We start from the raw sequence: 25,099 nt of genomic DNA, 5'->3' as shown, positions 1-25,099 counted from the left end.
TAGTCAAATGTAGCCAAACAACAAAATCATAACAACCACCGAGACCGCATACTTTCATGAAAAGCAACTCCATCGCCACACTGGCGGCCGTACTGCCGCTGATTGTAGTCAGCCAGGCAGCCAGCGCGCAGAACGCCGACCGCAAATTCGACAGCGCCACCCGCCGCGACGGCCAGCTGGAAGTCCACACCAGCGACGGCAGCTACCTGATCAAGCCCTACTCCGCCGCCATCGTCGAAACCACCTTCGTGCCCAAGGGTGAGCAGGCCGACCCGGCATCGCATGCGGTGGTGCTGGCGCCGGCCGCAGTCAAGACCACGCTGGTCACGAAAGCCAACAGCGTCGAATATGCCACACCCGGCATCGTCGTCACGATCACCAAGTCGCCGTTCCAGATCGCCTACGCCTACAAGGGCAGGAAGCTGGTCGCGGAAAAACACGGCTACCTGAAGATGAAGGACGATATCGCCACCGGCAGCAAGGATATCAACAAGGGCGAAGCGCGCGAACTGGAAGCCATCGAGTTCGCACTGGACAAGGACGAGGCGCTGTATGGCGCGGGCGAGCGCGCGGTCGGCATGAACCGCCGCGGCCATCGCTTCACCTTGTACAACAAGGCGCACTACGGCTACGGCGACAAGTCGGAGCAGATGGGCTATGCGATACCGGTGGCGCTGTCGTCGAGAATGTACGCCATCCATTTCGACAATCCGCAAACCGGCTACCTCGATTTCGACAGCAAGAAGGACAACAGCCTGACCTACGAGACCATCGGCGGCCGCAAGACCTACCAGGTCGTCGCGGGCGACACGTGGGAAGACGTGGTCGGCAACTACACCAGCCTGACCGGCAAACAACCGCTGCCGCCGCGCTGGGCCTTCGGCAACTTCGCGATGCGCTTCGGCTACCGCAACGAGACCGTGGCGCGGCAGACGGTGGACAAGTTCATCGCCGACGACATCCCGCTCGACGCCATCGTGTTCGACCTGTTCTGGTTCGGCAAGGAGATCAAGGGCACGATGGGCAACCTGGAATGGGACAAGGACAGCTTCCCCAACCCCACCGGCATGATCGCGGACTTCCAGAAAAAAGGCGTGCAGACGGTGGTCATCACCGAGCCGTTCATCCTGGACTCCTCCAGCAAATGGCAGGAGGCCATCGACAAAAAAGTGCTCGGCACCGGCGCCGACGGCAAGCCGCTGGCCTACGACTTCTACTTCGGCCACACGGGGCTGATCGACATCTTCGCCAAGCCGGGTAAGGACTGGTTCTGGAATATCTACAAAGGCCTGCGCCAGCAGGGCGTGACCGGCGTCTGGGGCGACCTGGGCGAGCCGGAAGTGCATCCGACCGCCATGCGCCATGCGGGCGGCCTGACGGCGGACCAGGTCCACAACATCTACGGCCATCAATGGGCGCGGCTGGTGGCGGAAGGCTACCAGCAAGACTTCCCTACCGAGCGTCCGTTCATCCTGATGCGCGCCGGGTATTCGGGTTCGCAGCGCTACGGCATCATCCCGTGGTCCGGCGACGTGGACAGGGGCTGGGGCGGCTTGCAATCGCAGCCGGAGATCTCGCTGCAGATGGGCATGCAGGGCGCAGGCTATATGCACTCGGACCTGGGCGGCTTCGCCAATCCGGTGCTGGACAATGAGCTATACACGCGCTGGCTGCAGTACGGCGTGTTCCAGCCGGTGTTCCGTCCGCACGCGCAGGACGAAGTGCCGTCGGAGCCGGTTTACCGCGAAGACCGGACCAAGGCGCTGGCGCGCGAGGCCATCCGCATGCGCTACCGCCTGCTGCCATACAACTACACGCTCGGTTTCGACAACAACCAGAAGGGCCTGCCGCTGATGCGGCCGATGATCTACGAGGAGCCCGGCAACGCCAGGGTGCGCGCGATGTCGTCGACCTACTTGTGGGGCAAGGACTTCCTGGTCACGCCGGTGCTGAAGCAAGGCGCCACCACGGCCGAGGTCTACTTTCCCGCACGCAGCGCATGGTTCGATTTCTACACCGGCGAGAAGCGCGCCGGCGGCGTCACCGACACGATCGCGCTGGCCGCCGACCACGTGCCGGTCTACGTCCGCGCCGGCGCCTTCATCCCGATGGTCAAGCCGGTACAGTCCACGCGCGACTACTCGACCAAGAATCTCGAGCTGCACTACTACCACGACGCCTCGGTGAGCGCCGGCGCCGGCAAGCTGTATGACGACGACGGCCTGACCGCGCAAGCCTACGAACAGGGCAAGTACGAACTGCTGCACTTCGCCAGCAAGCTGCAGGGCCGCAGCCTGACGCTGCGCGTGGAGTCGGAAACGGGCAATCGGTACCAGCGCCCCGAGCGCAGCATCGCGCTGCAGGTGCACAACGTGACCAGCCACCCATCGATGGTGCGCGTCGACGGCAAGCCGGTGATCTTCGTCTGGGACGAAGCGTCCAAGGTGCTGAACGTGCCAATGCCGGCCTCCAGCCAGGCCAGCCGCAGCGTCGCCATCGCCCTGTAAGCGTGTATCATTGTTGCAACTCCGGGGTCAGGTCCCCCATTTCTACACGAGCTCTGCAGTAGCCGTCGCTACTGCAGAGCTCGTGTAGAAATGGGGGACCTGACCCCGGGTTCGCAACCACCAAGGGAGATGCCTGTGTCACCAAAACTCATCAGCACGCTGCTGGCGTTCAGCGCCATGACAGCCGCCAGTACCACCGTGCTGGCCGCCCCCGCAAAAAAACCTACCGTCGCCGAAGCCGAACGCTTCCTGGCCGACACCGAGGAACGTCTCAATAAGCTCAACAACGAACAGGCCAGGGGCGCCTGGGTCGGTTCCAACTTCATCACCGACGACACCGAGGCCATCGCATCCTACTTCGCCGAACGCTACCTGACGGCGGCGGGCGAGGCGGCGATTGCCGCGCGCCGCTTCAACGGCTTGAAGCTGGCGCCGCAACCGGCGCGCAAGATGATGCTGCTGCAGCAGACGCTGGTCTTCGCCGACGCCAAGGAACGCGAACAATATGCGCAGCTGCAGGCCGCCATGAACGGCGCCTACGGCAAGGCCAAGTACTGCGTCAAGAAGGACGACGGCACCGGCGACGCCTGCATGGCGCTGGGCGAAATGGAGAAGGTGCTGGCCAGCAGCCGCGACGAGGCCAAGCTCAAGGAAATGTGGCTGGGCTGGCACGCGCAGTCGCCGTCGTACAAGCAGAAGTACACCGAATACGTCGCCCTGTCGAACAAGGGCGCGAAACAAATGGGCTTTGCCGACACCGGCGCCATGTGGCGCGCACAGTACGACATGCCGCCGGAAGCCTTCTCCGCCGAGATGGAGCGCCTGTGGCAGCAGGTCAAGCCGCTGTACGACGCGCTGCATACCTACACCCGCTACAAGCTGCGCCAGACCTACGGCCCGGACGTCGTGCCGCTGACCGGCCCGATCCCGTCCCACCTGTTCGGCAATATGTGGGCGCAGAACTGGAACAACCTGTATCCGCTGCTGAAACCGGCGACCGGCGCCAGCAGCTATGACCTGAGCAAGGTGCTGGAGGAGCGCAAGACCGACGCCAGGCAAATGACGCAATACGCCGAGCGTTTCTACACCTCGCTGGGCATGCAGAAGCTGCCGGCATCGTTCTGGGAGCGCTCGCTGCTGACCAAGCCGCGCGACCGCGATGTGGTGTGCCACGCCTCGGCATGGCCGCTGAACGAGAAGGACGACGTGCGCATCAAGATGTGCATCACGCCGACCGCGGAAGACTTTACCGTGATCCACCACGAGCTGGGTCACGTCTACTACTTCCTGGCCTATGGCAAGCAACCCTATTTGTTCCGCAACGGCGCCAACGACGGCTTCCACGAAGCCATCGGCGACACCGTGGCGCTGTCGATCACGCCGGGCTATCTGCAGAAAGTGGGCCTGATGGACCAGGCTCCGGACGCCGACGCCGACATCGGCCAGCTGCTGGAACGCGCGCTGAGCAAGGTCGCGATTCTGCCCTTCGCCTACTCGGTCGACAAATGGCGCTGGGACGTCTACTCCGGCAAGACCAAGCCTGCGGACTACGACAAGACCTGGTGGCAGCTGCGCGAGCAATACATGGGCATGAAGCGCCCGGCCGCGATCTCCAGCGACGGCTTCGACGCCGGCGCCAAGTACCACGTGGCGGCCGACGTGCCGTACGCGCGCTACTTCCTGGCCGACATGCTGCAGTTCCAGTTCCACCGCGCGCTGTGCCGCGAAGCCGGTTACACCGGTCCGTTGCACCGCTGCTCGGTGTACGACAACGCCAAGGCCGGCGCCAAGCTGCAGCAGATGCTGGCGATGGGCGCGAGCAAGCCGTGGCCGGAAGCGTTGAAGGCGATTTCAGGCGAAGACAAGATCGACGGCGGCGCGCTGCTCGACTACTTCGCACCGCTCAAAACCTGGCTGGATGCGCAGAACGCCGCCTTTGCGGCGGCTGAGAAGAAGTAAGGCCAGCATATCAGGGCAGCAGACCCGCTGCCCTGTATCCGGCCAACGTCTGGTCGAACACCTTTACATCATCGCACCCGCGCGCCACCAGCTGCGCGCCTTCAATCGCCGAGAACACGGCAAACGCCCATCCCTTCAACGCCGCCGGCGCCATCTTCGGCTTGCCGATCGCCAGCACCCTGGCCAGCCACTCGACGATCAATGTGGTAAACCGCTCCACTTCCGCCTTCACCTCCGGCGCCAGGCTGGGTCGCTCGGCCGCCAGCACGCCGGCCATGCACATGCGGTTCTCGCGCATCAGCGTATCGCGGAACACCGCCGCATACCTGGCGATGCACTCCTTCCAGTCCAGCCCATCGGCCAGCAAGCCTTCCAGGTAGCCCAGGAACTCCTCGGTGTACTGGCGCGCCAGCGCCGCGCCCAGGTCGCCCTTGGTCGGAAAGTAGTAATGAATGCTGGAGCTCTTGACCCCCACCGCCTCGGCCAGGTCGCGGAAACTCAGCGCGTTGTAGCCGCCGGCCTGCACCATCAGGCGCGCCGCCATCATCACTTCCTGCTTCTTGTCGCTTGCCATATCCATTCCCGGTAAAAAAAATCGCTTGACGCGACAAAACCTCCGGACTTATTATCTACCTATCGATAGATAGACAAATCCAGCTTATCGATCCATTGTAACCTATCTACCGAGAGGTAGATTTAATGAAAGATCCTATGAAAATCCACGACATCCCCGGCTTCCCCAACCCCGCCCGCATCCGCATCGTCCTTGCCGAGAAAGGCCTCACCGAGCAGATCGAATTCGTCAAGGTCGACCTGTTCGCGGCCGAGCACAAGCAGCAAGCCTTCCTGGCCAAGAATCCGACCGGCGTGGTGCCGGTGCTGGAACTCGACGACGGCGTCTTTATCTCGGAATCGATCGCCATCACCGAGTACCTGGACAACCTCGACGGCAAGCCTGTGCTGACCGGCACCACCCCGCGCGAGAAGGCCATGATCCACATGATGCAGAAACGCGCCGACGACCAGCTGATCGACGCCATCGGCATCTACTTCCATCACGCCACGCCCGGCCTGGGCGAAGCGCTGCAGGCGTACAAGAGCCCCGAGTGGGCGCACCGCAAGGAATGGGGAGAACGCAACCTGGAGAAATTCAAGCGCGGCATGGCTTACTTCGACAGCGTGCTGGCGACCCAGCCCTACCTCGCCGGCGGGCAGTTCTCGGTGGCCGACATCACCGCCTACTGCGCGCTGCTGCACGCGGCCTTCGTCGACGTCACGGTGCCGGCAAGCCTGCCCGCGCTGGCGGCGTGGCAGGCCAGGGTGGCCGAACGGCCCGGCGTCAAGAACCGATCAGGCCAATGACGCGGTGACCTGGCATGGCGGTCAGCAATCGCTGGTCGCCACATTCCCCTTCTGCATCTGCTCGCGGCAGCGGGCGGAATTGCGCGCGGTTTCGCGCATGTTCTCATCCTTCAGACGCTCCGCCTCACGCGCGCGCTGCTCCAGCAGCGGCTTGGCCGCGGCCTGGTCCTTGTCCAGGCCCGGCGCATTCAATGGACGCTCGATGGTCGCGGCCAGATCGGTGCGCACCGACAGATTGGTCCAGTAAGTGGCCTTGGCGCCGCTGGTCCACACCGCCGTCACTTCCGGCGTGGCGATGCTGCTGACCGAATCGCCGAACTCATAGGTGCGCGTCACCGGCGCGATGCCGAGCGACTTGCCGCCTTCGTAGATGGTGGCGCCGGCAGGATTGCTGTCGTAGGTCAGCATGGCGGTACGCGGACCGGTGGTGGCGCAACCGGCAAACGCGGCGGACAACGAAACCAGCAGGGCCAGACGGACTATTTTTTTCATTGATATCTCCTTTTATCGTCAAATCAAACACACATTACATTTGGTCCCGCTTCGCCGCGCAGTTGGCGGCGATGTAGGCGGAATGGAGCGGCATCGCATCCGCGCAGTTCTTGATCACGCTGGTGACTTCGTCCATGTAGCCGTTGATTTCCTGCTCGCCGATCAGGTCCACCAGCGGGTTGTAGGACTTGGGGCGCAGCCGCTGCCCGTGCATCACCTGCAGCCAGTTGTTCTTGGTGAACAGCTCGCCGCCTTCGCGGAACACGCGGCCGTTGCTGCGGAACAGATCCATCTTGTGCTGCAGCAGTTCGGGCACCGCCATGTTGCGGCAGTAGTCCCAGAACGGCGTGTCGCTGCGTTCGGTGGCCTTGTAATGCAGGATCACGAAGTCGCGCGCCCAGATGTACTCGTCGTCCATCACGCGGTTGAACTGGCGGATATCGGCGGCATCGAAGCCGGCCGCCGGGAAGTAGGTCAGCAGATGCGCGATGCCCATCTGGATCAGGTGGATGCTGGTCGATTCCAGCGGCTCGATAAAGCCGCACGACAAGCCGATCGACACGCAGTTCTTGTTCCACGCCGTGGTGCGCTTGCCGGTGCGGAAGCGCACGGGGCGCGGCTCGGCCAGCGGCTCGCCATCGAGGTTGCTCATCAGGATGGAGGTCGCCTCGTCTTCGCTCATGTACTTGCTGGAGAAGACGTGGCCGTTGCCGATGCGGTGCTGCAGCGGGATGCGCCACTGCCAGCCGGCGCCGCGCGCGGTGGCGCGCGTGAACGGCGTCAGCTCGGCGGCGTTGGCGCAGGGCACGGCGATGGCCGTGTCGCACGGCAGCCAGTGCGACCAGTCCTCGTAGCCGGTCTTGAGCGCGCCCTCGATCAGCAGTGCGCGGAAACCCGAGCAGTCGATGAACAGGTCGCCGTCGATCCTGCCGCCGTCCTCCAGCACCACGGCCGCGATGTGGCCGTCGGCGTCGCGCAGCTGGACCTCGGCGATCTTGCCTTCGATGCGCTGCACGCCGCGCGCCTCGCTGAAGTTGCGCAGGAATTTGGCGTACAGGCTGGCATCGAACTGGTAGGCGTGCACGATCTGCGCCAACGGCGAATTGGGCAGGTCGGTCTGCGCGCGCATGAACTTGTTGTGCATGCTGGCGACATTATTGAGCGAGAAATGGTCCAGCTCGGGCGCCTTGCCCGCCAGGTATTGCTTGAGCCAGTACTGGTGGAAGTCCACCGTCCACGTGTCCTGGCCGATGACGCCGAAGCCGTGGTAGTAGCGGTCGCCGATGCGGCCCCAGTTGACGAACTCGATGCCGAGCTTGAACGTGCCCTGGGTCTGGCGCATGAACTCGTCTTCGTCCAGCTCCAGCATGCGGTTGAACAGGTTGATCATCGGGATCGTGGCTTCGCCCACGCCGATGGTGCCGATCTGGTCCGACTCGACCAGCTTGATGCTGTACTGGCCCTTGAGCGACTTGGCCAGCGCGGAGGCGGTCATCCAGCCGGCCGTGCCGCCGCCGACGATGACGATATTTTTCAGTTTGCGTTGTTCCATCATCCAGACCCACGAGGACGCCATGCAAGGGTCCCTGCACGGCATTGTCAGAAGTATAAAGGTAGAAAGCCCCTTGCCGGCAACATTCCGGCAAGGGGCTTGGAGGTTTCAGGCCACTGCCTTATTACATCTTGTAGCCGACCGTGAAGAACAGCGTGCGGCCGGTTTGCGTACGGGTCTTGGTGGAACCGTCAGCATTGGACTCGACGTAGTACGGGCTGTTCAGGTTGTTCGCCTCGACGCGCAGGGACAGGCCTTTGAGCGGACCTTCCTGGAACTCGTAGCCGACCTGGGCCGAGATCCACTTCTGCGACTCGATGAACACCAGCGCCGGGAAACCGCCGACGGTGTCGTTGGCCACCTTGCCGACGTAGCGCGAACGGTAGTTCTCGGCGATGAAGGCGCTGAAGCCTTTCTTCTCGAAGTACAGCTGGGCCTTGGCGTTGGTCTTCGACAGGCCTGGCAGCGGGATGCTGCCGGCGTCGGCCACCTGGTCCGGATTCTTGCCGATGATGTTAGGCAGTTGTACCGAGCTGAAGGTGGACGAATAGCTGCCGCTGGCGCCGAAGCCGTTCAGCATCGGGTGGATCATCTCGAACGGCGCCGACGCGCTCAGCTCCAGGCCCTTCAGGTCGCCACCGGTGCCGTTGGTGGTCGTGGTGTAGATGCCCTTGTTGCCGCTCGGCAGGTTAGGCAGGCCGAAGGTCGCCAGGAACGGCGTGAAGTCGAAGTCCGAGTAGGTCTGCGGAACGATGTAGCTGTTCAGCTTTTTGTAGAACACGGCGGCGCTCAGATAGCCCTTCTTGGCGAAGTACTTCTCCAGCGACAGGTCCAGCGCGTTGGCGCGGAACGGGTTCAGGTGCGGATTGCCGGCCGAACCCTCATAACGGGCCGGCTGCGGCACGCCGTTCACGGCGGTCGGGTTGGTGTTGACCGCGAAGCTGAACGAGTTGCGCATGTCGGTCATGTCCGGACGGGCGATCTGGCGCGACAGGCCGAAGCGGGCCAGGTAGCTGTTGCCCAGGTCGAAGTTCAGGTTCAACGCCGGCAGGAAGTCGTGGTACTTGGTGCCGTCTTCCGACATGCCTGGCGAAGGGTTGGTCAGGGTCGGGCTGGAGCCGACGTTGGCGCGGAAGCCGGTCGACGACTGGTCGGTATGGACCAGCTGGGCGCCGACGTTGCCGTGCACAGGGAACTCGCCGAGCTTGGTGTCGATGTCCAGGCGGGCATAGCCGGTAGTGACCTTTTCCTTCACGCCGTAGCTCTTCGACAGGATGTCGTTGTTGTACTTGCGCTGCAGCGCGGCGCCTGGAATCAGCTGCTCCTGCGGCGCGAACACCAGCATGTCGATGCCGACGCCGCCGACGTTGTGCGCCACGGACGAACCGGTCGGGAATGGAACGCGGTCGTAGCCGCCGCCGCTGGCCGAGACGATCAGGCCTTCGTCGGTGACGCGGTCCTTGGTGCGGTTGGTGACGTTGGCGCCGAACTTCAGGGTGCTGAACATCGAACCGTCCGGCAGCTCATACTTGCCTTCGGCGCGGATCGCGTTGACCTGGTCGGTCACGGTCGGGCCCTTGGCGTAGCCGGCCTGCGCCACGGAACCGCAGGCGGAGTTGTTGGCGATGCCGGACCAGCCGCACTGGTTGCGCACGGCCATGGTGTTCGGATCGGTCAGGCTGTTGCCGTAGCTCAGCTGCGGCGTACGGCCGTCCAGGCCGGTCATCGTCAGATTGGCGTTGGTCGGGGTGCCGCCGTAGTATTCGTCGTCGCGCTCGACGCGCACGGCCGAGTTGTGGCTGAAGTCAACCATCGCGCTCCAGCCGTCGGCCATTTTCAGGTTGCTCTTCCAGCCGATCGACTTGATCTTGTCGTGGTCGAAGATGCCTTCGTTGCGGTCGATCAGGCCCACGCCGGTCATGGTGGCCGAGGTGGCGACGCCGTTGGCGACGTTGGCGTTGATGAACTTGCCGGTGCCAGGGATCTGGATCTGGTCGATCTTGGTGTAGTCGTCGATCTTGGACCAGAACATGTCGATCTGGCTGTTGAACGATTTGTTCGGCTTGAACGCCAGGATGGCGGCCACGCCGTCGCGCTTGTCGGTGACGGTGCGGGTGTCGATGTTGAAGCCGTTGCCGCCCGGGACCTTGGCGTTGACGGTGGCGCCGCCTGTGGTGGTCACCGGGCCGGTGTAGTCGCCCCAGGTGCCGAATTCGAATTGGCCGGAGCTGCCCGTCTGGTGCACGTAGCCGATCGCCACGCCGATCTTGCGGTCGGCGAACTGGTCGATGTAGGTCAGGCTGGCGCGGCGGCCGGAGCCCTGCACGTCCAGGCCCAGGCCGTTCTTGGTCTTCTGCGCCTTGACCGAGATGGTGCGCTTGCCGAAGGCCAGCGGGTCGATCAGCTGCTGGTCGATGGTGCCGGCCAGGCCCTGGCCGACGACGGCGGCGTCATTGGTCTTGTAGACGGTGGCGCCGGCGATCAGTTCGGCCGGGTACACGCTCAGGTCGACCGCGCGGCTGTCGCCAGTGCTGGTCTGTTCGCGGCCGTTCAACAGGTAGCCGGCGAAGTCCGGGCCCAGGCCGCGGATGCTGATGGTGGAGGCGCTGCCGTCCTTGGTACGCTGGGTGGTCAGGCCTGGCAGGCGGGCCAGCGATTCGGCGATGGTGGTGTCGGGCAGTTTGCCGATGTCTTCAGCGGAGATGGCCTCAACGATGGAGCTGGCGTCTTTTTTGACGGAGATAGCGTCTTCGATACCGCGGCGAATACCGGACACAGTCACCGTTTGCAGCGGCTTGCCATCGGCACCGACGCCCGTCGTCGCGTCTTGCGCGTACGATGGGGTGACCATTGCGGACAGCAGAATGGCGCAGCCGGCGGCAACCGGGCTCAATTTGAATGCAACATTGGTCGGCGCGGAGCCGGCACCACGCTGGTTGGCGGATTTCTTCATTAATGTCCCCTCACTCATCTAAAAATATACCCGCGACACTACAGCCAGCTCTCGCTACATCGACTACACGGGTTCCAAGGAATGCAAACGTTCTAAAAGACGTTCTACGAAGAATTTTGTACTAAAACTAGATTCCGTGTCAATTAAACTTCAATCGGCCTACGCCCGCAGAGTGGCGGCAGCCCGTAGACTCCCTATGAAAACGTTGTCCCCGTTGTATTTCGGCTACAGACCACGGCATAGTAACGTGTAGTGGAACTACATTTTTACCCGCCATACCACTTCAGTTCGTAGCATTTCAAACTAAAAGCCACCACAAACCTTGTCGGAAAAACAAATGGCGGCGGATGCCAGCAAAAATGGCAGCTGGAATTGTATTAAAACTAGAATTTGTCGTTTGATAGCCCGTTTGTTTCATAGTATTCTCGCCCGATAACCCTAGATAACCAACCTGTAGTCCGACTACTTGGAGACGCCATGAACCAAACCCTTGCCGCCGCGTTGCTGGCCGCCCTGCCCTTTGTCGCTCACGCGGAGCCTTACCGCATCGACCATATGGACCCGCCGCTGTGGTGGACCGGCATGCACAACAGCAAACTGCAGCTGATGGTGCACGGGCCGCGGATCGCCGACCTGGAGCCGGCGCTGGCGTATCCGGGCGTGCGCATCGCCTCGGTGTCGCGGGTCGCCAACAAGAACTACCTGTTCATCGACCTGGAGATCGCCCCGGACGCGGCGCCCGGCAAGATGGACCTGACCTTCAAGCATGGCAACCAGGATGTCCACTACAGCTATCAACTGCTGGCGCGCGCCAGGGACTCGGCTCAACGCATCGGCTTCAGCAGCGCCGACGCCATCTATGAAGTCATGCCGGACCGCTACGCCAACGGCAATCCGGCCAACGACAACGCCGCCGGCATGGCCGACCGCGTGAACCGGGCGGACGGCTCCGGCCGCCACGGCGGCGATATCAAGGGCATCGCCGACCACCTGGACTACATCGCCGGCATGGGCTACACGCAGATCTGGCCGACGCCGCTGCTGGAATCGAATATGCCGGACGGCTCCTACCACGGCTACGCCACCACGGACCACTACCGCATCGATCCGCGCTACGGCAGCAACGAGGAGTACCGCGGCTTCGTCGCGCAGGCGCGGGCCAGGGGACTGGGCGTGATCCAGGACGTGGTGCTCAACCACATCGGCAGCAAGCACTGGTGGATGCAGGACATGCCGGCGCCGGACTGGCTGACCTACCAGGGCAAGTACGTGCCGACCGAGCATCACCGCGTCGCGCTGCAGGATCCTTATGCGTCGGACGAGGACAAGCGCAACTTCACCGAGGGCTGGTTTGTGCAGGGCATGCCGGACCTGAACCAGGCCAATCCCTATGTCGCGACCTACCTGATCCAGAACGACATCTGGTGGATCGAGTACGCTGGCCTGTCCGGCCTGCGCGTGGATACCTACGGCTACTCCAACAACGACTTCCTCAGCCGCTGGTCCGGCAGCGTGATGGCCGAGTATCCGAAACTGAACCTGGTGGGCGAGGAATGGAGCCCGCTGATTCCGGTCGTCGCGCACTGGCAGGAGGGCAAGCAGAATTTCAACGGCTACGTGTCGCACATGCCGAGCATGATGGACTTCCCGCTCACCGACACGCTGCGCCGCGCCCTCTCGGCCGCCGACGGCGAGCAATACAGTCTGACCAGTTTGTACGAAACGCTGTCGCAGGACTACCTGTATCCGAATCCGGGCAATCTGGTGCTGTTTGAAGGCAATCACGACGTGTCGCGCATCTACAGCGAGCTCAATGCCGACGACGCGCTGTTCCGCATGGCGATGGCCTTCGTCGCGACGGCGCCGCGCATTCCGCAGTTCTACGCCGGCACCGAGATCCAGATGACCAGCACCACCAAGGGCCGCGACGACGCCTCCTATCGCCACGACTTCCCCGGCGGCTGGAGCGGCGACGCCGTCAACGCCTTCACCGGCGCGGGACTGAGCGCGCAGCAGCTGGCGGCGCAGGCGTATGTGAAGAAGCTGCTCAACTGGCGCAAGGGCGCCGCCGTCATCCATCACGGCAAGATGATGCACTACGGTCCGGAACAGAACACCTATGTCTATTTCCGCTACGATGGCGCGAAGAAGGTGATGGTGGCCTTCAACAAGAACAAGACCGACACCGTGCTGAAAACCGCGCGCTTCCACGAGATGCTGGACGGCGTGCGCTCGGGCGTGGACGTCGCCACCGGCCGGCGCGTGTCGCTGGACGGCGAAGTCACACTGCCGGCGCGCTCGGCGCTGATCCTGGAGATCGAATGATGAGTTTTCGTTTGAGCCTGCTGTGCGCCGCCGTCGCGCTGACGTTGCCCTCCTTGCCGTCGATGGCGGCGACCACCGTCAGCGCCAGCTACGCCACCTACGACGGCAAGCAGGAAACCGTCCGCTACACCACGCCGGACGCCGGCGCGGCGGTGCGCAGCTACACGCAATCGACCACGATGCGCGTGCGCGAAGGCGGCAAACAGGAAATCAGCTACCAGGAATCGGAGCACTTCCCGACCGTCCGCAGCGGCAACCTGGCCTTCGACGCGCTGTTCGCCATGGCCGCCAACGAAATGCGGCTGGACTCCGTCAGCGAAATCCGCGACGGCAGCTACAACGGCGGCAACGCCATCTCCTGCAACTGCTTTGAAACGGGCGAGTTGTGGCACTACGTCTGGACCCGCGACCTGTCTTACGCGGCATCGCTGGGACTGGGCATGCTCGATCCGCGCCGCGTGCGCAATTCGCTGGAGTTCAAGCTGTCCGGCTATCGCGACGGCGTCACGCCCGGCGCGCACGTCGCCGGCACCGCCGACGGCCTGCAGGTCATCCAGGACACCGGCAGCGGTGGCAGCTGGCCGGTCAGCACGGACCGCGTCAGCTGGGCCTTCGGCGCCGAAGAGGCCTTGAAGGCGCTGGCCCCCGATGAGCGCAAAGCCTTCGCGGCGACCGCGCTCAAGGCGCTCTACAACGCGCTGGAAAACGACCGCCTTGCCGTCTACGACCGGACCGATGGCTTGTACAACGGCGAGGAATCCTTCCTCGACTGGCGCGAGCAAAGCTACGCCGCCTGGATCCCGCGCGACCTGGCCAGCATGGCGACCTCCAAGGCGCTGTCCACCAACGCCGGCCACTACAAGGCGCTGACGCTGGCGGCGCGGCTGGCGCGCGAACAGGGCGACAACGCGCTGGCCGACAAGTACACCGCATGGGCGGCGGACCTGAAGCGCGCCATCAACCAGCGCCTGTGGCAGCCCGACGCCGGCATGTACAGCAGCGTGACCGCCGGCCATTTCGACGGCGCGCCGCTGTACAAGTATGACTGGCTGGGCCAGACGCTGGCGATCGTCACCGGCATCGCCGACGACAAGCAGGCGCAGAGCATCCTGGCGCACTATCCGCACGGACCGATGGGCGCGCCGGTGATCTATCCGCAGCAGCCGGGCGTGGCGATTTACCACAACCGCGCGATCTGGCCTTTCGTGACGGCGTTCGGCCTGAAGGCGGCCGCCAAGGCGGGCAACACGGCGGTGGCCGACGCGGCCTACGACACGCTGATGCGCGGCGCGGCATTGAACCTGTCGAACATGGAGAACCTGGAGTGGCTGTCCGGCCTGCCGATGTTGAGCGACAAGCGCGCGCAGGGCGACCTGAGCGGCCCGGTGGTCGATTCGCGCCGCCAGCTGTGGTCTGTCGGCGCCTATCTCGGCATGGTGGTCGGCGGCGTGTTCGGCGTGCAGACCACCGACGACGGCATCGCGCTGCAACCGTTCGTGACGGCGAAGCTGCGCCGCGAGACCTTTGCCGGCAGCGATACGGTGACGATGAACCGCCTGAACCTGCGCGGCAAGCGCATGCAGCTGCGCCTGTCGCTGCCGCCGGCCGTACGCGGCGACGGTTACTACGCCATCGAGTCGGTGCGTCTGAACGGCAAGCCGGTGAATTCGGCCACGATGCCGTGGTCGGCGCTCGCCGACGACAACGTCATCGAGATCGCGCTCGGCAAACTGGTGGCTGGCCAGCAGGCGATCCACCGCGTGAGCGCGCAACCGCTGGCGAACGATCCCGCGGTCTACTCTCCCGCCGAGCCGCGCATCATCAAACTGGAACGCGGCACCTATGATTTCCCGACGCTGACGATAGACGGCGTCGACAAGGGAGCGGTGGTCAACATCTACCGCAACGGCAAGCTGGCGACCCAGCGCGTTACCGCCAGGACCTGGGCCGACCGCCGCGCGCCGCTGCTCGGCAAAGGCGAGAACGACAACCTGTGCTACGCGGTCGAGGCGATGTACACCGGCTCCGGCAACCGCAGCCACCACAGCGCGCCCGTATGCCTGAACACCGGCGTGGAAATCGCCGCCGCCGATGTCGCCGCGCTGCCGGCAATCAAAGTCGACCGCGACGGCAGCTACGCGCTGCAGCTCAAGTACCGCAACACCGCGCACCAGATCAACCTGGGCATCAGCGGCGGCGTGAAATGGCTGACGGTCAGGGATGGCGGCGGCAAGGTCGCGGCGCAAGGCGTGGTGCAGCTGCCGCACTCGCCCGCCGATGCGGGACCGTCATGGTCGACGCCGCTCAAGGCCGGGCTGACGGCCGGCAGCTACAGCCTGGAGCTGTCCGACTTCTACAACATGAGCTACCTGAAGTCCAACACCAGCTATGCGGATGCCGGCGGCGTCAAGGGACCGTCGAATCGTTTCGAACTGCACGGCATCCGCGTCATGCCTCTGCCGCGCGCCGCAGCCAAGCCGGTGATGGCCGCCGTCACCGCCGTTCCGGCCTGGGCCGCCGTGCCGCAGGCGGGCACGATCCGCATCGTCGAGCAGGTGGCCTCGCCGCAGCTGGGCAACAGCCGCAAGCTGCGCATCTACCTGCCGCCCGGCTACGACGCTCATCCGCAGCAGCGCTATCCGGTGCTATACATGCACGACGGCCAGAACCTGTTCGATCCGAAGGATGCCGCCTACGGCGCCGCCTGGGAGATCGCGCAGACGATGGACCGGCTGATCGCCGGCGGCGCCATCGTCCCGGCCATCGTCGTCGGCATCGACAACACCGCCGACCGCCTGCCGGAATACACGCCCTGCTGCGACCCGCGATACGGCGGCGGCAAGCTCGATGCCTACATGGCCTTCATCGTCGATACCGTCAAGCCCTGGGCCGACGCCAACCTGCGCACGCTGCCCGGCCGCGAGCACACCGCCATCATGGGTTCCTCGCTGGGCGGCATCGCCTCGGTCTACATCGCCCAGCGCCGGCCGGACGTGTTTTCCATGGCCGGCGGCGTATCGAGTTCGTTCTGGTGGAACAAGGGCGACATGACGGCCAGGGTGCCGGCGCCGTCGAACGTCAAGTTCTACATCGACGCCGGCAGCGACGACGACGGCCTGGCCGACACGCTGAAAATGCGCGACGCCATGCTGGCCAAAGGCTACCGCCTGAATGAAGACCTGATGTTCTACCCGGCCGAAGGCGCCATCCACAACGAGCGCTCGTGGGCGGCGCGCGTACAGCGGCCGCTGACGTGGTTCTTCGCGCCGCCGGCGGTCACGACGAAGTAAGCGCTTCCAGGCGGCGCTGGCGGCTCAGCAGCAGCGCCTCCAGCTCGTCCGGCGACACCGCCCCGCTGAGGCAGAAGCCGAAGGCCTCGTCGCAGCCCATCGCCTCCAGCTGGCTCAGCTGGTCGCCGGTCTCGACGCCGCCGGCGACCACCCGCATGTTCAACGTATGCGCCATCGCGATGATGGCGCGCACCATCGCCCCCTCGTCCGCCGTCCGGCCGTCGGCAAGGCGGTCGGTCGGCTGCCGCGCGCTGCGCCGCAGGTCGTCGATGAAGGACTTGTTGATCTTGACCAGGTCCACCGGGAAGCGCCGCAGGTAGTTCAGCGACGCATAGCCGGTGCCGAAGTCGCTGATCGAGATGCCCACGCCCAGCTGCTTGAACTGGCGCAGGATGGCGTCGCAGTTCTGCCCCTTGTCGATCAACATGTCCTCGGTGATTTCCAGTTCGATGTAGCGGCCCGGCACGCCGGCCTGCCGCAGTATCTCGCCGAAGTCGTGCGCGATATCCTTCTGGTAGAACTGGCGCGGCGACAGGTGCACCGACACCGTCAGCGGACGGCCCAGTTCCATCCAGCGCCGCGCCTGCGCCGCCGCCGTCGCCATCACCCACACGCCGACCGGCAGGATCAGCGCGCTCTCCTCCAGCACCGGCAGGAAATCCGGCGGCATCACCAGCCCCAGCTCCGGATGGCGCCAGCGTATCAGCGCCTTCACGCCGGTGATCTTCTGCTCGTTCAGGTTCAGCTTGGGCTGGTAGGTCAGCACGAACTCGTTGTGCTCCAGCGCATGTCGCAGCGAGGTTTCCAGCACCAGCCGCGAATACGCCTTGGCCTGCATGCTGGGCACGAAGCGCAGGCCGCCGCCCTTGCCGCGCTGCTTGGCCGCATACATCGCCAGGTCGGCTTTTTCCAGCAGCGCGTCGGTGTCGGCGGCGTCGTCCGGATAGACGGCGATGCCGATGCTGGCCGCCACCGCCAGCGTTTCGCCGTGGACCAGGAACGGCGCGGCGATGGCGGCGATGATCTTGTCGGCCACCTGCTGCGCATCGAGCGCGCTGTGCAGTTCGGTCAGCAGCACGATGAACTCGTCGCCACTCTGCCTGGCCACCGTGTCGACCTCGCGCACGCAACTGCGCAGGCGCTGGGAAAACTGCACCAGCACCTGGTCGCCGGCGTCGTGGCCGAGGTTGTCGTTGATGGCCTTGAAATGGTCAATGTCGATAAACAGCACCGCCAGCAGGCTGCCGTGGCGGCGCGCGTAGGCGATGCCGTGCTCAAGCCGCAGCTGGCACTGCAGGCGGTTGGGCAGGCCGGTGAGGCTGTCGTGGTGGGCGATGTAGTCCAGGCGCATTTCGGCGTCGCGGTGGGATTCCAGCGCGCCCTGCAATTGGGTGCAGCGCGCGCGCAGGACGCGGGCACGTGCTTCGCCATACCACAACGCCAGCAAACAAGGTGCGATGCCGGCCAGCGCCGGCCATAGGCTGTTCATGCTGTCCCTCTCCATCCGGTGCACCGGGGAAGAGGGCATCATAGTGGATACCGGCGGACCTCGCCGGTGCTTCCAACGCACAATTGAGACGCATCAAATCGTGCGAGCCGCCTCAGGCATGTCAGGCAACCGCCAGCATCCGGCGTGACGGCCCATGCGTGGCCGGCGCGGCGCTCTGTTCCTGCAGCTTGAACACGCTGACCGCCTCCGTCAGGCTGGCCGCCTGCTGCTCCAGCGCGTCCGCGGCGGCGGCGGCCTCCTCCACCAGCGCGGCATTCTGCTGGGTCACGCTGTCCATCTGGTTGATGGCGAGGCTGATCTGCTCGATGCCGTCGCGCTGCTCGCCGCTGGCGATGGAAATCTCGCCGATGATGGCCGTCACGCGCTGCACGCTGGCCACCACCTCGCCCATGGTTTCGCCGGCCTGGCCGACCAGCCGGCTGCCTGCCTCCACGCGCTCGACCGAATCGCCGATCAGCGCCTTGATTTCCTTGGCCGCCGCCGCCGAACGCTGGGCCAGGTTGCGCACCTCGGACGCCACCACGGCGAAGCCACGGCCCTGTTCGCCCGCGCGGGCCGCCTCCACCGCCACGTTCAGCGCCAGGATATTGGTCTGGAACGCGATGCCGTCGATGACGCCGATGATGTCGACGATCTTCTTCGACGACTCGTTGATCGAGCCCATCGTGCGCACCATCTGCTCGACCGCGTCGCCGCCGCGCGCGGCCACGGTGGACGCCGTATCGGCCAGCTTGCAGGCCTCGGCGGCGTTGACGTTATTCTGCTGCACGGTGGTGGTCAGCTGCACCATGGCGGCAGCCGTCTCCTCCAGCGAGCTGGCCTGCTCCTCGGTGCGGCCCGACAGGTCGAGATTGCCGGCGGCGATTTCCACCGCCGCGCCGTGGATGCTCTCGGTACCGGTGCGCACCTTGCCGACGATGCTGCACAGGTTATTTTGCATCAGCTTGAGCGCGCCCAGCAGCGCGCCGATCTCGTCGGTGCTGGTCACATGCACCTCGCTGCGCAGATCGCCGCCGGCCACCGTCTGCGCCATGCTGACGGCCTCGTCCAGCGGCACCGTGATGCTCTTGATCAGCCACACCACCGTGACACAGCCGACCACCAGCGTGACCAGCAGCGTGATGCCCATCGCCAGCATCGCGCGCGCATGCGCGGCCTGGTTTTCGGCGTCCATTTCCTGCATCAGCCGCTGCGACTCCTTGCCGATGAAGGCGACGATGTCGTCGATCTTCTTGGTCGGTTCGCGGTCCATGCCCTTGACCAGCGCGTCGACCACGTGGGCGCTTTCCGGGTTGGCGTGATCGTATTTTTCCAGCGCCGCCATGTAGCGCGTCACCAGCTGGTTCTGGGTGGCGATCGCCTCGTCGACCAGTGGCGTGCGCAGATTGAGTTTGGCCAGCAGTGCCTGCAGTCTTTGCAGTTCGGCGCGGGTGGTTTCGCCGCCCTTGACGAAGGCCTTGCTGTATTTGTCGAACTGCGCAGGATCGTTGCCACGCAACAGGGTATTTTTCCACTCCTGCACCTGGATCTTGAATTCGACCTGGGCGCTGCGCGCCACGTCGATGGCCTGGCTCAGGGTCACCGAGCGCTGCATGGCCTCGGCGCTGCGCACGTTGCTGCTCTCCAGCGCGCGCCAGCCGCCGGTGGCCACGACGGCCAGCGCAACGAAGAAGAACGCGCCCAGCAGTCCCAAACGCACACCGATCTTCAGATTGGAGAGTTTCATATTGACCCTTTCGGCAATAGGCAACTTCAGTTTCTTCAGATTCATCATGCGCCCAGCGGCCGGAAAATCCAAGGCCGTGGCATGAAAATTCTATCGAATTCTCACCCCTGCAACATATCAGCTCAACCGGGCGGGAACTCGATGCAGTAAATATTGGTAGGACGGCCATCCGGCGGCAGCATCTGCAACTCGACAAAGCTCATGCCCAGCTTTTCCAGCAGATTGATGGAATTGGTGTTGGCCGGATTGGTGATGCCCAGCAAGCGCTTCATGCCCAGCTGTTCGCGCGCGTAGCGCACCACGGCGGCGGCGGCCTCGTAGGTATAGCCCTGGCCGAACCAGGCCGGACGGATCGCGTAGCCGATGTCGACGCCGGGCAGGCTGTCGCGCTTGATCAGGCCGCACAAGCCCAGCGGCTTGCCGTCGCTCTTGCGCTCCATGACGTACAGCGAATGGCCCAGCCGCTCCTGCATCGCGCAGGGGCCTTCGAGGATGGCCGCGCGCGCGCCTTCGACGCTGCGGATGCCCTTGTCGCCGATATGCTCGAGCCAGGTTGGATCGTTGACCAGTTCGTAATAAAAGGCTGCGTCATCGGCTCCGATGGTGCGCAGCGTGAGGCGTTCGGTGTCCAGTATTTTCATGCGTCGGGCCAATGAGAGGGGTCTTCCAGCAACTGGTACATGACGTAGACGTCGACGTAGCCCAGCAGCCGGTGATGGTAAGCGCGCGGCAGGGTGCCGACGATCGAGAAGCCGAGCTTTTTCCACAACAGCACGGCCGGCGTGTTGGAGCTGACCACATAGTTGAACTGCATCGCCAGGTAGCCCTGGCGGCGCGCGCGGTCCAGGCAGTCGCGGCCCAGCAGCTTGCCCACGCCGACGCCCTGCGCCGCCGGGCTGACCATGAACGAGGCGTTGGCCACATGGGCGCCGCGGTCGCGCTGGTTGGCGATCAGGCGGTACATGCCGACCAGCCGCTCGCCGTTGTGGATCGCCACAAAGGTTTGCACGCCGGGGCCGAACCAGTAGGCGTGGCAATCTTCGCGGCTGGTGTCGGCGGCAAAATAAAACGTGTCGCCGCTGGCGATCAGTTCCTGGAAGATGCCCCACATGGCGGCGAAGTCGGCTTCCGCCGCGGGCCGGATGGCGATTTCTTTCACGGTAGCTCCAAGCCGGTTAAACAGTGTTCGATTGTCATGTATTTCCAGCGGCAAGTCCAGCTTGCGCAGCCGTGCGGACGGCCGCGTCCGTCTCAGCGGCCGAGCCGGAAACCGACCACCGGCGGCCGGCCAGGCAAGCTCAACTGCGCCTGCGCGCGCGGCGATTCGGCGATCACCTGTCCGCGCCGCATCACCAGCCGCCGCGCCGCGCGCAGGCGGATCGCCTCGACCGGATCGGCCGCGTCCAGCAGCACCAGGTCGGCATGGCAGCCGACCGCCACGCCATAGCCTTGCAGCCCGAGGATACGCGCCGGCGCCGCCGTGACGGCGTTGAAGCAGGCGCGCATCGCGTCCTGCCCCGTCATCTGCGCCACGTGCAGGCCCATGTGCGCCACTTCCAGCATGTCGCCCGACCCCAGGCTGTACCACGGGTCCATCACGCAGTCGTGGCCGAACGCCACCTCGACGCCGGCCGCCAGCAGCTCCGGCACCCGCGTCATGCCGCGCCGCTTCGGGTAGCTATCGTGGCGGCCCTGCAGGGTGATGTTGATCAGCGGATTGGCGATCGCCGCCACGCCCGCCTCGCGTATCAGCGGCAGCAGCTTGCTGACGTAATAGTTGTCCATCGAATGCATCGACGTCAGGTGCGAGCCGGCCACGCGGCCGTGCAGGCCGAGGCGGTTGCTGTGATAGGCCAGCGTTTCGATATGGCGCGACAGCGGATCGTCCGACTCGTCGCAATGCATGTCCACCATCAAGCCTTGTTCGGCGGCGAATTCGCACAGGATGCGCACCGATTCCGCGCCGTCGGCCATGGTGCGCTCGAAGTGCGGTATGCCGCCGACCACGTCGACGCCCATCGCGATGGCGCGCTTCAGGTTGGCCAGCGCGGTCGGACTGCGCAGCACGCCGTCCTGCGGAAAGGCCACCAGCTGCAGGTCCAGGTAGGGCGCCACCAGCCGCTTCACTTCCAGCAGCGCCTCGACCGCCAGCAGGCGGTCGTCGCAGACGTCGACGTGGGTGCGGATCGCCAGCAGCCCGCGCGCCACGGCCCAGTCGCAATATTGCAACGCCCGTTCGACCAGCGCCTGCTGGGTCAGGTCAGGCTTCAGCTCGCCCCACAGCGCTATGCCTTCGAGCAAGGTGCCGGAAGCGTTGACGCGCGGCAGGCCGTAGCTCAGCGTGGCGTCCATGTGGAAATGGGCGTCGACGAAGGGCGCGCTGACCAGATCGCCGCCGGCGTCGATCTCGCGCGCGGCCCGCAGCGGCAGCGCCTTGCCGATGGCGGCGATGCGGCCGTGCTCGATGGCGATGTCGACGCCTTGTTGTCCGTCGGCCAGGTTGGCATTGCGTATGACGACATCCATTCAGCGTTCTCCAGTAAGTTGTTGCGATGCACTAATTGTCTGCATTTCCGGCCGTGCGTGTTGTTATAAATCAAATTATAGACAGATAGTGTCTATGCGGCATTTTTACTTGTTGCAAGCTTTGCGTCATAGCAGAAAAAATAACTTTCCAAGCCCCACTTTCGTCGCTAGAATGGGATTATTGCATTGCATCATAATGCGCCTTCCGGGCACTGCCATACCGCGCTGCCATATCCATACGCCAATACGCACTGATCATTCTATCGCCCCAGGAGAAACCATGTCTTCGATCACCGAACAGTTTTCCGCAGCTACGAAATCCCAGTTGGAAGCCCAGTTCAACATCTTCAGCACGTTTGCCAGCACCGCCGTGGAAAGCGCGGAAAAGGTCATCGCCCTGAACATCAGCACCACCAAGGCTTCGGTGGAAAAGTCGTCCGCCGCCGCGAAGAAACTGCTGGAAGCCAAGGATCCCAAGGAATTCTTCAGCCTCAGCACCGCCGAGCCGGCCAGTTTCGACAGCCTGCTGGCCTACGGCCGCCAGCTGTACGCCATCGCCACCGACGTCCAGAGTGAACTGATCCAGACCGCGCAAAGCACCATCAAGCAAGTGACCGAGCTGACCACCGCGCCGGTGACCGCCGCCGCCAAGGCAACGCCGCCGGCGCTGGCGGCCGCCGTCTCGGCAGCGGTGGCGCCGCCTGCCACAGTCGCCAAGCCGCCGGTGGTCGCCGCAACCGCCGCCGCGCCGGCCAACGAAGCGGTGGCCGTGCCGGCCGCGCCGAAAACTCCCGCCAAGGTCGCCAAGCCGAAACCGGCCGCCGCGCCGGTGCCCGAAGCCAGCGACGTGATCGACGTCAAGGTCGCCGCCAAGCCATCGTTCCCGGCGGCGCCGCCTAAGCCGGTGGCGGCTGAAGGCAAGCCCGCGCTGAAATCCGTCGAGGCGCCGAAAGCCAAGCAGGCCGCCAAACCGGCCGGCAAGCAGCTCGACATGCTGAGCGGCGCCAAAGCCAAGAAATAAAAGTCCCGCAGCGTGCCGGGCGGATCCGGCAGCCATGTTGTATCCTAGCGGGCTAAGCGCCGGTGCTTGTCCGCCGGCCCCACGCTTCTGAGGCAACATGTCAAAATTATCCGCGTTGATCGGCGGCTTCGTCCGCCAGCACAGCCGCGCCTATATCCTGTCCGGCGCCATGCTGGCGGGCGTCGCCACGCTCACCGTCTGGGTGCCGCGCAAGGTCGGCGCCATGATCGACGGCCTGGCCGCCCACACGCTGGGCGGCAACGCGCTGCTGATGGAAATCGGTTCGCTGCTGCTGATCGGCGCCTGCATCTACTTCCTGCGCGTCGGCTGGCGCCAGATCCTGTACGGCGCCGCCTACCAGCTGGGCGTGTCGCTGCGCACCCGCCTGTACACCCGCCTGACCTTGCAAGGCCCGGCCTTCTACCAGCGCCAGCGCACCGGCGACCTGATGGCGCTGGCCACCAACGATATCGACGCGATTGAAATGGCCGCCGGCGAAGCGATGCTGGCCGGCTTCGACGGCGCGCTGACGCTGGTGATGGTGCTGGGCGTGATGCTGCTTGGCGTAGACTGGCGCCTGGCCTGCATCGCGCTGCTGCCGTTCCCGCTGATGGGGTGGGCGTTCTGGTACATCTCCGGCCATATCCACACCGCCTCCACCGATTCGCTGAAGCGCTTCAGCGCGCTCAACGACCACGTGCAGGAAACCCTGTCCGGGGTGCGCACCCTGCGCGCGCTGGGCCTCGAGCAGCGCAGCGCCAAACAGTTCGGCGAGCTGGCGCAGCACGCGTCCAACGCCAGCCTGCGCGCGCAGGTGTGGGAGGCCGCCTACGAACCGGCGGTCGGCCTGACCCTGACCGCCGCCGGCGGCCTGACGCTGGGCTTGGGCGGCTACCTGATCTGGCAACAGCAGCTGACCATCGGCGCGCTGACCAGCTTCACCATGTATCTCGGGCAGCTGATCTGGCCGATGTTCGCCGCCGGCTGGGTGCTGTCGCTGATCGAGCGCGGACGCGCGGCCTGGCAGCGCCTGCAGCCGATGCTCGACGCGCCGCTGGCCATCGACGATCACGGCACGCTGGCCAGCGTCGCGCCGGGCCCGCTGTCGCTGCGCGGCGTCAGCTACGCCTATGCCGAACAAAGCATTCCGGCGCTGAAAGAGATCGACCTCGAACTGAAGCCGGGCCAGACGCTCGGCCTGGTCGGCCCCACCGGCTGCGGCAAGTCGACCCTGCTGCGCGTGCTGCTGCGCCAGCTGACGCCGCAATCGGGCAGCGTGCAATGGAGCGGCCATGCTCTGGACGAATACAAGCTGCACGCGCTGCGCGCCGCCATCAGCTGGGTGCCGCAGGAGTCGTTCCTGTTCTCGGCCTCGATCGCCGACAACATCGCGCTGGCCCGCCCCGGCGCCAGCCGCGCGCAGGTGGAGCATGCCGCCAACCTGGCCGCCATCCACGACGACATCCTGCAGTTCCCGCAGGGGTACGAAACGCAGGTCGGCGAGAAGGGCATCACGCTGTCGGGCGGCCAGCGCCAGCGCGTCGCCATCGCCCGCGCGCTGTTGGCCGACAACGACCTGCTGCTGCTCGACGACGCGCTGTCCGCCGTCGACACCGGCACCGAAACGCGCATCCTGCAGCACCTGGAAGAACTGCGCCAGGCGCGCAAGGGCCGCAGCGCCGTCATCGCCAGCCACCGCCTCAGTTCCGTCGTCAGCGCCGACCTGATCGTCGTGCTGCGCGACGGCCGCATCAGCGAAACCGGCAGCCACGAACAGCTGCTGGAGCAGGACGGCTGGTATGCCAGCCAGTGGCGCTATCAACAATTGGAAGCCAGTCTCGATGCACTCTAAACCCGCCGCCTCCCCCGCAGTCTC

General features: G+C 64.9%; 16 protein-coding genes. 7 read left to right on the top strand and 9 right to left on the bottom strand.

Features of this window, described 5'->3' with window-relative positions:
• The first annotated feature begins 56 nt into the window (after nt 1-56).
• Nucleotides 57-2,507 carry a TIM-barrel domain-containing protein gene (locus ACCD07_RS22015; RefSeq protein ID WP_413448557.1) on the top strand — a complete coding sequence of 817 codons (2,451 nt, stop codon included), beginning with the start codon at nt 57-59 and terminating at the stop codon, nt 2,505-2,507.
• Nucleotides 2,508-2,636: 129 nt separating this feature from the next.
• Nucleotides 2,637-4,466: a M2 family metallopeptidase gene (locus tag ACCD07_RS22010; protein ID WP_413448556.1), complete on the top strand. Its 1,830-nt coding sequence runs from the start codon at nt 2,637-2,639 to the stop codon at nt 4,464-4,466.
• Nucleotides 4,467-4,476: 10 nt separating this feature from the next.
• Here ACCD07_RS22010 and ACCD07_RS22005 read toward each other — a convergent pair whose 3' ends face one another.
• Nucleotides 4,477-5,040, bottom strand: a complete 564-nt coding sequence (locus tag ACCD07_RS22005) for a TetR/AcrR family transcriptional regulator (RefSeq protein WP_176652747.1) — start codon at nt 5,038-5,040, stop codon at nt 4,477-4,479.
• Between the two features lie 137 nt (nt 5,041-5,177).
• Here ACCD07_RS22005 and ACCD07_RS22000 point away from each other — a divergent pair, with 137 nt between their 5' ends.
• A complete protein-coding gene (locus ACCD07_RS22000; RefSeq protein WP_413448555.1) occupies nt 5,178-5,828 on the top strand; it encodes a glutathione S-transferase family protein in 651 nt (216 codons plus the stop codon).
• Nucleotides 5,829-5,849: 21 nt separating this feature from the next.
• On the opposite strand, the gene ACCD07_RS21995 is transcribed toward ACCD07_RS22000, so the two are convergent.
• The 3 genes from ACCD07_RS21995 to ACCD07_RS21985 form a co-directional block, all read right to left on the bottom strand.
• Nucleotides 5,850-6,320 carry a hypothetical protein gene (locus tag ACCD07_RS21995; protein WP_176652745.1) on the bottom strand — a complete coding sequence of 157 codons (471 nt, stop codon included), beginning with the start codon at nt 6,318-6,320 and terminating at the stop codon, nt 5,850-5,852.
• A gap of 34 nt (nt 6,321-6,354) precedes the next feature.
• The gene (locus tag ACCD07_RS21990; protein WP_413448591.1) at nt 6,355-7,872 is read right to left on the bottom strand and encodes a tryptophan halogenase family protein; all 1,518 of its coding nucleotides are present in this window, start codon (nt 7,870-7,872) and stop codon (nt 6,355-6,357) included.
• 124 nt (nt 7,873-7,996) lie between these two features.
• The gene (locus ACCD07_RS21985; RefSeq protein ID WP_413448554.1) at nt 7,997-10,825 is read right to left on the bottom strand and encodes a TonB-dependent receptor; all 2,829 of its coding nucleotides are present in this window, start codon (nt 10,823-10,825) and stop codon (nt 7,997-7,999) included.
• 477 nt (nt 10,826-11,302) lie between these two features.
• Between ACCD07_RS21985 and ACCD07_RS21980 the strand changes: the two genes are divergently transcribed.
• Together ACCD07_RS21980 and ACCD07_RS21975 are read left to right on the top strand one after the other, a co-directional pair.
• A complete protein-coding gene (locus ACCD07_RS21980; RefSeq protein WP_413448553.1) occupies nt 11,303-13,150 on the top strand; it encodes a glycoside hydrolase family 13 protein in 1,848 nt (615 codons plus the stop codon).
• On the top strand, nt 13,147-16,440 hold the full coding sequence (locus ACCD07_RS21975; protein WP_413448552.1) for an alpha/beta hydrolase-fold protein: 3,294 nt from the start codon (nt 13,147-13,149) through the stop codon (nt 16,438-16,440). The genes ACCD07_RS21980 and ACCD07_RS21975 overlap by 4 nt, the downstream gene beginning before the upstream one ends.
• Here ACCD07_RS21975 and ACCD07_RS21970 read toward each other — a convergent pair.
• The 5 genes from ACCD07_RS21970 to ACCD07_RS21950 all read right to left on the bottom strand — a co-directional run bounded on the left by ACCD07_RS21970 (nt 16,427) and on the right by ACCD07_RS21950 (nt 22,202).
• Nucleotides 16,427-17,929, bottom strand: coding sequence for a putative bifunctional diguanylate cyclase/phosphodiesterase (locus ACCD07_RS21970; protein WP_413448551.1), 1,503 nt, complete (start codon nt 17,927-17,929; stop codon nt 16,427-16,429). The two genes, ACCD07_RS21975 and ACCD07_RS21970, sit on opposite strands and share 14 nt — an antisense overlap.
• A 121-nt stretch (nt 17,930-18,050) precedes the next feature.
• Nucleotides 18,051-19,676, bottom strand: a complete 1,626-nt coding sequence (locus ACCD07_RS21965; RefSeq protein WP_413448550.1) for a methyl-accepting chemotaxis protein — start codon at nt 19,674-19,676, stop codon at nt 18,051-18,053.
• A 122-nt stretch (nt 19,677-19,798) separates the two neighbouring features.
• A complete protein-coding gene (locus tag ACCD07_RS21960; RefSeq protein ID WP_176652740.1) occupies nt 19,799-20,317 on the bottom strand; it encodes a GNAT family N-acetyltransferase in 519 nt (172 codons plus the stop codon).
• Nucleotides 20,314-20,835 carry an N-acetyltransferase family protein gene (locus ACCD07_RS21955; protein WP_413448549.1) on the bottom strand — a complete coding sequence of 174 codons (522 nt, stop codon included), beginning with the start codon at nt 20,833-20,835 and terminating at the stop codon, nt 20,314-20,316. The genes ACCD07_RS21960 and ACCD07_RS21955 overlap by 4 nt, the downstream gene beginning before the upstream one ends.
• A 92-nt stretch (nt 20,836-20,927) precedes the next feature.
• Entirely contained in the window at nt 20,928-22,202 is a 1,275-nt protein-coding gene (locus tag ACCD07_RS21950) for an amidohydrolase family protein (protein ID WP_413448548.1), read from the bottom strand.
• 280 nt (nt 22,203-22,482) lie between these two features.
• Between ACCD07_RS21950 and ACCD07_RS21945 the strand changes: the two genes are divergently transcribed.
• Both ACCD07_RS21945 and ACCD07_RS21940 read left to right on the top strand, forming a co-directional pair.
• Nucleotides 22,483-23,223, top strand: a complete 741-nt coding sequence (locus ACCD07_RS21945; protein WP_353403357.1) for a phasin family protein — start codon at nt 22,483-22,485, stop codon at nt 23,221-23,223.
• 97 nt (nt 23,224-23,320) lie between these two features.
• A complete protein-coding gene (locus tag ACCD07_RS21940; RefSeq protein WP_413448547.1) occupies nt 23,321-25,075 on the top strand; it encodes an ABC transporter ATP-binding protein in 1,755 nt (584 codons plus the stop codon).
• The last annotated feature ends 24 nt before the right edge of the window (nt 25,076-25,099 follow it).

The organism is Duganella sp. Dugasp56 (assembly GCF_047304105.1).
GTDB lineage: Bacteria > Pseudomonadota > Gammaproteobacteria > Burkholderiales > Burkholderiaceae_D > Rugamonas > Rugamonas hordei.
This window is presented reverse-complemented; position numbering and strand designations above follow the sequence as displayed.